General features: G+C 64.9%; 8 protein-coding genes. 3 read left to right on the top strand and 5 right to left on the bottom strand.

Annotation, left to right across the window (positions count from 1 at the left end):
- The first annotated feature begins 112 nt into the window (after positions 1-112).
- Positions 113-988 carry a hypothetical protein gene (locus AC3EGR_RS08195; protein WP_488545956.1) on the top strand — a complete coding sequence of 292 codons (876 nt, stop codon included), beginning with the start codon at positions 113-115 and terminating at the stop codon, positions 986-988.
- Positions 989-1,066: 78 nt separating this feature from the next.
- On the opposite strand, the gene AC3EGR_RS08190 is transcribed toward AC3EGR_RS08195, so the two are convergent.
- Positions 1,067-1,972, bottom strand: a complete 906-nt coding sequence (locus AC3EGR_RS08190; RefSeq protein ID WP_488545955.1) for a LysR family transcriptional regulator — start codon at positions 1,970-1,972, stop codon at positions 1,067-1,069.
- A 98-nt stretch (positions 1,973-2,070) separates the two neighbouring features.
- Here AC3EGR_RS08190 and AC3EGR_RS08185 point away from each other — a divergent pair, with 98 nt between their 5' ends.
- On the top strand, positions 2,071-3,027 hold the full coding sequence (locus AC3EGR_RS08185) for a Bug family tripartite tricarboxylate transporter substrate binding protein (protein WP_488545954.1): 957 nt from the start codon (positions 2,071-2,073) through the stop codon (positions 3,025-3,027).
- A 28-nt stretch (positions 3,028-3,055) separates the two neighbouring features.
- On the opposite strand, the gene AC3EGR_RS08180 is transcribed toward AC3EGR_RS08185, so the two are convergent.
- From AC3EGR_RS08180 to AC3EGR_RS08165, 4 genes are all read right to left on the bottom strand, one after another.
- On the bottom strand, positions 3,056-3,205 hold the full coding sequence (locus AC3EGR_RS08180; RefSeq protein WP_488545953.1) for a hypothetical protein: 150 nt from the start codon (positions 3,203-3,205) through the stop codon (positions 3,056-3,058).
- Positions 3,206-3,729: 524 nt separating this feature from the next.
- A complete protein-coding gene (locus tag AC3EGR_RS08175; protein ID WP_488545952.1) occupies positions 3,730-4,644 on the bottom strand; it encodes a Rossmann-like and DUF2520 domain-containing protein in 915 nt (304 codons plus the stop codon).
- A gap of 25 nt (positions 4,645-4,669) precedes the next feature.
- Positions 4,670-5,683 (bottom strand): TRAP transporter substrate-binding protein, encoded by a 1,014-nt coding sequence (locus tag AC3EGR_RS08170; protein WP_488545951.1) that lies wholly within the window; start codon positions 5,681-5,683, stop codon positions 4,670-4,672.
- A gap of 39 nt (positions 5,684-5,722) precedes the next feature.
- Positions 5,723-6,868 carry a mandelate racemase/muconate lactonizing enzyme family protein gene (locus tag AC3EGR_RS08165; RefSeq protein ID WP_488545950.1) on the bottom strand — a complete coding sequence of 382 codons (1,146 nt, stop codon included), beginning with the start codon at positions 6,866-6,868 and terminating at the stop codon, positions 5,723-5,725.
- Between AC3EGR_RS08165 and AC3EGR_RS08160 the strand changes: the two genes are divergently transcribed.
- Positions 6,852-7,661 carry a FadR/GntR family transcriptional regulator gene (locus AC3EGR_RS08160; RefSeq protein ID WP_488545949.1) on the top strand — a complete coding sequence of 270 codons (810 nt, stop codon included), beginning with the start codon at positions 6,852-6,854 and terminating at the stop codon, positions 7,659-7,661. The genes AC3EGR_RS08165 and AC3EGR_RS08160 overlap by 17 nt on opposite strands.
- Positions 7,662-7,668: the final 7 nt, after the last annotated feature.

Genomic DNA, 7,668 nt, shown 5'->3' with positions numbered 1-7,668 from the left:
CCGCGCTTGGCTGCGCGTCATCTGGCGCGCTTGGAGAGACCGCCAGCCATACGACGTCCAGCGTCACACAGGCGCCATGTTGCAGCTCGCCGCAGCAGGGGGTTGACACAGGGTGTCTCATCCCACCACCCTGCTGCAGACCGGGCTGGACAGCGATACGTACTGGGTCGAGGACGGCGTGTGGGGATCCGCGGGCATCACGCGCGGCACCTACACGGGCGAGTGGGGTAGTACCTATGAGCAGGCGACCGGGATCAGCCCCCAAGTGGGCCCGAACGGAGAGGTTGCCTACCGCACCTCGTGGAAGTGGCCCAAAGGCAGCACGGAGGTGAAGAGCTTCCCCAGCATCCTCAAGGGCCAGAAGCCGGGCTACCACAACAGCTGGACCAAGCCGGGCGGGTACGACGTGCTGCTGCCCAACGGCAGCTACTCGCAGGTGTATCCCTCCGGCAAGACACCAGGCTCTTTCTTGCCGCTGCAGCTGCCGATTGCGTCGCTCAAGAGTTCCTTCAACTACAAGCACATGAGTCCGCCGACCGGGCGCGGGCATCTTTCGTACGACATCTTCCTGCAGAGCCAGCCCGTGCAGCTCAACGGCTTCGGCCCGACGATCACGCACGAGATCATGGTGCCGCTGGACTACTGGGGTGGCTATGGCAGCTACCCCACCCGCAATCCACAGTGGTACGACCATGACGTGACCATCGACGGCCGCCTGTTCCACGTCTACATCGTGAAGGACGCCACCGGCCACGTGCTCTCGAGCTTCGGTTCCGGCTGGAAGTTCATCGTGTTCGAGCCGGACCGCCCCATCCCCCCGGGCACGCTGGACTTGGCGAAGATAGTCAACTATGTCAGCACGCGCAGCGACGCCTTCGGGCAGCGATGGGCTGAGGGCAACGAGCACCTGGTCAGCGTCGAGCTGGGCGTGGAGACCGTCGAAGGCACGGGGGATCTGCAGGTGTCCAACTATCGCGTGTTCCGATAGTCGACCGGGACTCATCATAGGACGGCCGAGTCCCAATCGCTCGTCGGTGAATTTAGAGACGCTGGATAGCGACGGCTGTCAGTTAATACGCAGGATCTTCTTGCACTCGGTCGTGATCGCAGCCGCAAATGCGCGAGCCGGCTGCGTCAGGCGAACGTCGCTGCGCGTGTAGAGCCCTGCCGTCAGCAGCGGAAGGGGCTTGGCCAACACGATCTCTTCCAGAAGCGCTGCGACTGCCGGCTCGCTCAGCATCGGCTTGCCCACGAGAGCCAGTGCGTCGCTCTGGGCCAAGGTCGAGATCTTGATCGCGTGCGAGTCGCACTCTGCTGCGGACGGCGGAATTTCCAGGCCTTCGGAATGGAAAGCCTGCTCCAATACGCCCTTTCGGCCCCTCGAGCGGGTCATGATCCAGTGGGCAGCCTGGAGCTCTTGCAAACTGCGTGCGCTTCGAAACGGATGGTCCTTGCGACCCACCACCGTCAGCCGGAAACGGGCCAGCGGCCGGACGGCGAAGCCGCTGGTCGACTCCTCCTGCTCCAGCCGCAAACAGACAGCGAAATCCAGCGTGCCGTCGCGCAGCAAGGGAAGCAACGTCTCCTGGGTACCCTCCACCACACGCACCGTCGTGTCGACGCGTTCACGGCCATACCGCGCGAGCACCGGCGGAATGAGCCAGGCACCGATGACGGAGGCGACCCCCATCGTGACGGAGTTCCTGGCGCGGCCGGCCAGTCGATCCACCTCCTCGCGCGCCTTCTGCACCTCCGCCTGTATCCCGCGCGCCCGGGGAAGCACGGCCTTCCCCGCTTCGGTCAGGACAATGCCCCGGCTGCTGCGGTTGACCAGGACGACATCCAGATCCTGCTCCAATGCCTGCAGGCTCTTGGTGACCGAGGGCTGCGACAGATTCAGCTTGCGCGCCGCGGCCCGAATGCTGCCCGTTTCGGCGACGGCACAGAGCACTTTGAGCTGGCTGAGCTGCATGTCGTGATAGCCGTCGGTTATCAGGAAGAAGCCACGGCATCTTATGTCTGAACGCGCCCGCATGCTGTACTGGCCTCCGTTCGAAACGAGGCAGTCCGATGAAAAGACCAGCGTTCCTGTTGGCTGCACTGATTGCAGTCACGCTCGCGCATGCGCAACCCGCTGGCGGCTCCCAGCACATCACAATCGTGGTCGGCGGCCCGCCCGGTACGCCTGGCGACCTGGTCGCGCGGACTCTCGGCGAACCGCTTTCAAGGGAACTCGGCCGGCCCGTGGTGGTGGAGAACAGGCCTGGCGCTGCGGGCACCCTGGCCTTGGGCGCCGTCAGCCGGGCCGCGGCCGACGGGAGCGTTCTCGGCACGTTCGCACTCCAGTCGGCTGTGGCCCCGAACATTGTCAAGGTGATGCCGTACGACAGTGCGCGTGACTTGATCGCGGTGCGCCAAGTCTCCACCGTCACGAACGTGCTCGTCGTGCGAGGCGACGGTTCAATGCGAGACTTCACCACGTTGATGCGGGACGCCGGGACATCCAGATTCGCCTACGCGTCCGCCGGCATGGGAACGCCGTCTCACCTCACCGCGGAACTCTTCGCGCAAGAGGTGAAACTTCCCTTCCAGCATGTCCCGTTCAACGGTCCAGTCGCCGCCCTTTCAGCGCTGATCGGCGGGCATGTCGACATGATGTTCGCAACCACGGCCGCCGCGCTCCCGCTCATCAAAGACGGGAAACTGCGTCCGCTTGCCGTCACGGCCCTGCAGAGGCTTGCGGCGTTGCCGGAGGTCCCGACCCTGGCCGAGCTCGGCCATGCCAATGCAAGCGTACGGGATTGGCACGGGTTCGTAGCACCCGCAGGCACGGCGCCAGAACGAGTCGAGCAGATCTCCAGGGCAATCGGTCGCGCGCTGGCCATCGACAGCGTACGGCAACGTCTGCAGGCGTCTGGCCTCGAGCCCTTGAACGACTCCGGTCCGTTCGAGTTTCGCCAGTTCATCGACGCAGAGTCCGCTCGCTGGAGCGGCGTACTCCGCCGCGCCGGAGTGACCTTGCAGTAGACTGGTCCCGCCGCCTGAGCACCAAGCGTTATCGAGGATGCGTGAGCCGGAGGATGATGAGCGAGTCCTCCAGATTGGCGAGCACGACATTCAGACGGTGCTTGATCTGTGCTCCCGCTGACGCGCTGACCTCGGACAGTTCCGCCAGTTCGTTGTGTGCAGCCTGAAGCTTGTCCATCGCGCTATCCAGGAAGTCTTCGCGCTCTTCCGATGGGGTTTTTCGCGGTAGCAGGGGGTGACAGCTGGCATTGGGCACTTTCCGCTCCGTTTAATTGCTGAGCAGCGATTCTGCGTGCTCGGCCGTACAGGGCACATTGCCCAAAGGTCTTAGTCCGCATGGAGGCCGCCAAGAGTGCGTGCGGGAGACTGGTCCCGATGCCTGAGGAACCGCTCACGCTCCCACCGCATAGCAGGCTGTTACGACCTCGGTGGACGAATCCGGCGCGTGGCGGCGTTTGTGCGAGTAAGTGCGTTGTTGGTTGTTCGAGGTCCCCTGCGGTGTACTGCATGGCTCTGCTCGCGCCCCTCTGGAGCTTTGCTGTTCACCATCAACCCGGCTTCGGCCGGGTTCTTTCTTATCACTCCACTAACGCAACGTACTCGCCCGTGACGCGGTGTTTACCCGGAGGCAGGGATTCGATTCGAAGGAGCGCCGTCGCCAGCTCTTGGTGCGCAGGGCGCTGTCCCGGCAAGGTGCACCGGCTAGCGATTTCCGCCACTCGCGGCCGCAAGCAGCATGTCTTGCATCTGCAGCGCGCGATCCTCCGAGAGGCCGCCATGCTTCCGGCCCAAGGAGATGGAACGAAGCCCCAATGCGCAGTACAGCTCGAGGTGATCGCCTCCCAGCGCGTCCATCGCAGCCAGGTGCCCACCGAGTGTGCCGACATCGCCCCGCGAGAAAATTCCGGGGAGCCCCTTGGCGAGCCCCGCGCTTTCCATGGCGGCGGCCGACCCGCGCAGCAAGGGAACCAGCGCCTTGACCGTCTGCTCCGGTGGGACGCCGAAGGTTTGCCAGATCTGCGCTGCCTCGTGGACCAGCGCGAACACGAAACCGGCCGCGTAGTGAGCGGCCGCATGGTAGCGGACCCGGCTGCCTGGCGGCAGGTGGATGGTGCCGCAGCCAAGGAGTGCGGCAAGTGCTTCCAGTTCGCCGCGCAGACCTTCGCCCGCTTCGATCGTGACACTGCAGCCTGGCAAGGTCTCGGCCGCCGCGACTGGGTCCGCAAACGCCTGTAGCGGGTGGAAGCCGCCAATCAACGCACCTTGCGCGGCCGCATGTTCCAGTGCCGCGAGCTCGGTAGCGGCGCTGCAATGCACCGCAGCAACGCCGGGCCGCCAGCGCACACTGCGGACAGCGCTCGCGATCTCGTCGTCGGGCACTGCAACGAACACGAGGTCGGCAAGGTCCACGACTTGCTGCGCAGAATCAGCCGCTTGGCAACCCTCGATCCGCTGCGCCAGCCGCACGGCCGACGCGGGACCGCGGCTGCTTGCCGCCACGACCCGCGCGCCGCGCCGCGACAACGCAAGTGCCAGGCCGTTGGCCAGCCGACCGGCGCCCAGGAATCCGATCTTGCGGGCGCTGGGTTGGCCGCCTACCGGCGGCGTCGTCGTCATGTCCTGCACGATGCGTGCCGCGAAACTATTTCTTCGCCTTCGCGATCTCCGCGACGGTCTGGCGTACCAGGTCCTCCCCGACCTGCTTGCCGTACTTTTCGATGACCGGCTTGACCTGCTCGCGCATCCTCGCGACTTCGGCGGGCGCGATCTCGTTGACCACCATGCCCTTTGCCTTCAGGTCGGCGAGGAGCTTGGTGCCCTGCTCGCGGTTGGTCCTGATCTGGTACTGCCTGGCCTCCGTGCAGGCGTCCTGGAAGACCTTCTTCTCATCGACGCTCAACTTCTCCCAGAACTTCCTGCTTGCCATCACCGGCAGCGGCGCATACGCGTGCTTGGTCACGCTGAGGTATTTCTGCACCTCGTAGTAGCGGCTGTTGTAGATGTTGGCGTACGGATTTTCCTGGCCGTCGATGGCCTTGGACTCCAGTGCGCCGAACACCTCCGGGAAGGGCATGGCGACAGCGTTGGCGCCCAAGGTGCTGAAAGTCTCGAGGTACACGGGGCTCTGGATCACGCGCAGCTTGAGGCCGCCGATGTCTTCGAACTTCGTGATCGGCCGCTTGCTGTTGGTGACGTTGCGGAATCCGTTCTCGAAATAGCACAGGCCCACCAGGCCCTTGTCGGAGAGCATGTCCAGCAGCTTCTTGCCCACGGGTCCTTCGAGCACCGCATCGGCCTCCTTCTCGTCGCTGAAGAGGAACGGGAAGTCGAAGATCGCGAATTCCTTGACCAGGCCGACGAGGGGCGCCGAAGACACCGCGACGAGTTCCTGCACGCCGCCTTGTGCCGCGGACACCATCTGCGTATCGCTGCCGAGGGCACTGTTGGCGAACTTGTTGACCTTGATCTTGCCGCCGCTCTTCTTCTCCACCAGCTCGGCGAACTTGTTCACGCCCTGTCCGATGGGGTGCTCCTCCGGCACGCCGTAACCCAGCTTGACGGTCTGTGCATTGACCTGCGCGGCCGCGGGCGCGGCGGCGAAGACCAGGGCATGGGCAGCGGCAGCGAGCACGAGGCGGGGAATCGTCGAATTCATGAAGTTTCCTTGGTTTGGTCGTAGCGAATGGAAGAAGGCTCAGCGAACGGAATACCGCTCGATGACCTCGCGATTGATCTCGACGCCGATGCCCGGCCCCTGCGGGATGTCCACCAGGCCGTCACGCATGCCGATGGCGCCGAAGATGAGGTCCTGCCGGAAGGGATGCGAAGATTGGTCGTACTCGAGCATCGGCTCGATGGGCTTGAGCGCGAGCGGGGCCGGCGGGATGGTCGCGATGAACTGCAGCGACGCTGCAAGCCCGATCCCGGAGGCCCAGACATGCGGGATCACGGGCATATGCCAGGCCTGCGCCAGTGCGAGGATCTTGCGGCACTCGGTGAAACCGCCCGCGGCACACAGGTCCGGCTGCAGGATGTCCACCGCGCGGCGCGACACCCATTCGCGGAAGCCGATCTTGGTGAACTCGTTCTCGCCGGCGGCGAGGTAGACGCTGGTCAGGGACTTGAGCTCGCGATACCCGTCGATGTCCTCGGGCGAGATGGGCTCTTCGAACCAGTGGATGCCGGCGGGTTCGATGGCCTTCAGGATGCGGCGCGCAGCGCCGACGTTGTAGGCATGGTTCGCGTCGACCATCAACCGGGGACCGTCGCCGATGCCGTCCCGCACACCCAGGATGTACCGGATGTCCTCTTCCACGCCGAAGCCGGTCTTGAGCTTCATGGCAGTGAAGCCCTTGGCCATGTGCCGCTTCGCCTCCGCCACGGCATCCTCCGGATACGACTTGCCTTCGACCCGATAGAACCCTGTGGCATAGGGCTGCACCCTGCTGCGGTACGCGCCGCCGAGCAGCTTGTGCACCGGCTTGCCTGCCGCGCGTCCCAGGCAATCCCACAGCGCGATGTCGACGGCGCTGATGGCGTTGGGCACCGCGCCTTTCTGCCCGTAGGGACGGGTCAGGTTGTACATGCGCTCCCACAGCACATCGACGTCCGAAGGGTCCTCACCGATCAGCAGCGGCTTGAGCGCGACATCGACGATCGTGCGGGCGATCTCCGGCGGCTGCAGCCCGTGGCACAGCGATTCGCCCCAGCCCGTGACCCCTTCGTCGGTCAATACCTCCACAATCATGGTGCTGCGCCGCGTGACCCACCCCATGGAGAAGGAAAAAGGCTCCTGCAGCGGCGTGGAGAGGACGTGGGTCTTGATGTCGGTGATGCGCATGGCGGGGTCCAGTTCAGAACATCTGATTTATATTACTTATTCGATGGCATCGTCAATCAAGGCTTTCACGGGGCGCAACCACCAGCTCGCCGCAGAGATCGGACGCCGCATCGTGTCGGGCCAGTACCCGCCGGGCAGCGTGCTGCCGGCGGAGGCTCAGCTGCTGGCCGAGTTCGGCCTCAGCCGGCCGGTGCTGCGGGAGGCGATCAAGCTGCTGGAGTCGAAGGGGATGCTGGAAGCGCGTCAGCGGGTCGGCACCACCATCACGGAGCGCAGCGGCTGGAACATGCTCGATGCAGACGTGCTTGGGTGGATCGCGCAGTCCGGCGCGGATCCGGAAATGTTGATCCGCCTCACGGATGTGCGGATGATCGTGGAACCGGGCGCCTGCCTGCTCGCCGCACGGGACGGAAGCGACGAAGCCATCGACAAGATTGCGCAGGCGTACCAACGCATGGTGACCTACGTGGACGATCCGCAGCTGTTCGTGCAAGCGGACCGCGACTTCCACCTTGCGCTGATGGCCGCCTGTGGCAACGAATACCTTGCGGCGGTTGGCACCGCGATCTCGGCGGCCTTGACCGTCAGCCTGCACCGCATGAACCCCGTTCCCGTCAGCAACCGCGGTTCGCTGTTGCTTCACAAGCCCGTGGTCGATGCCCTGAAGAAGCGTGACGGGGAAGCCGCCGCGCGCGCAAGCAGACGCCAGCTGGACGACGCATTCCGGCGCTTGCGTTCAGAGGAACCCGCCAGGACGACAAAGCGCCCCACCCCCCGTGCAACCCGGCGATGAGAGTCAC

The sequence above is a fragment of the Ramlibacter sp. G4-7 genome (genome assembly GCF_057784995.1).
Note: the sequence above shows the minus strand (reverse complement) of the source record. Positions and strands in the feature narration are given on the sequence as shown.

What these genes read in the sequence shown, in the direction of transcription:
- AC3EGR_RS08190 (WP_488545955.1), bottom strand. Translation starts at nt 1,972, where the DNA reads ATGCAGCTCAGCCAGCTCAAAGTGCTCTGTGCCGTCGCCGAAACGGGC.
- AC3EGR_RS08180 (WP_488545953.1), bottom strand. Translation starts at nt 3,205, where the DNA reads ATGGACAAGCTTCAGGCTGCACACAACGAACTGGCGGAACTGTCCGAG.
- AC3EGR_RS08165 (WP_488545950.1), bottom strand. Translation starts at nt 6,868, where the DNA reads ATGCGCATCACCGACATCAAGACCCACGTCCTCTCCACGCCGCTGCAG.
- AC3EGR_RS08185 (WP_488545954.1), top strand. Translation starts at nt 2,071, where the DNA reads ATGAAAAGACCAGCGTTCCTGTTGGCTGCACTGATTGCAGTCACGCTC.
- AC3EGR_RS08175 (WP_488545952.1), bottom strand. Translation starts at nt 4,644, where the DNA reads ATGACGACGACGCCGCCGGTAGGCGGCCAACCCAGCGCCCGCAAGATC.
- AC3EGR_RS08170 (WP_488545951.1), bottom strand. Translation starts at nt 5,683, where the DNA reads ATGAATTCGACGATTCCCCGCCTCGTGCTCGCTGCCGCTGCCCATGCC.
- AC3EGR_RS08160 (WP_488545949.1), top strand. Translation starts at nt 6,852, where the DNA reads ATGTCGGTGATGCGCATGGCGGGGTCCAGTTCAGAACATCTGATTTAT.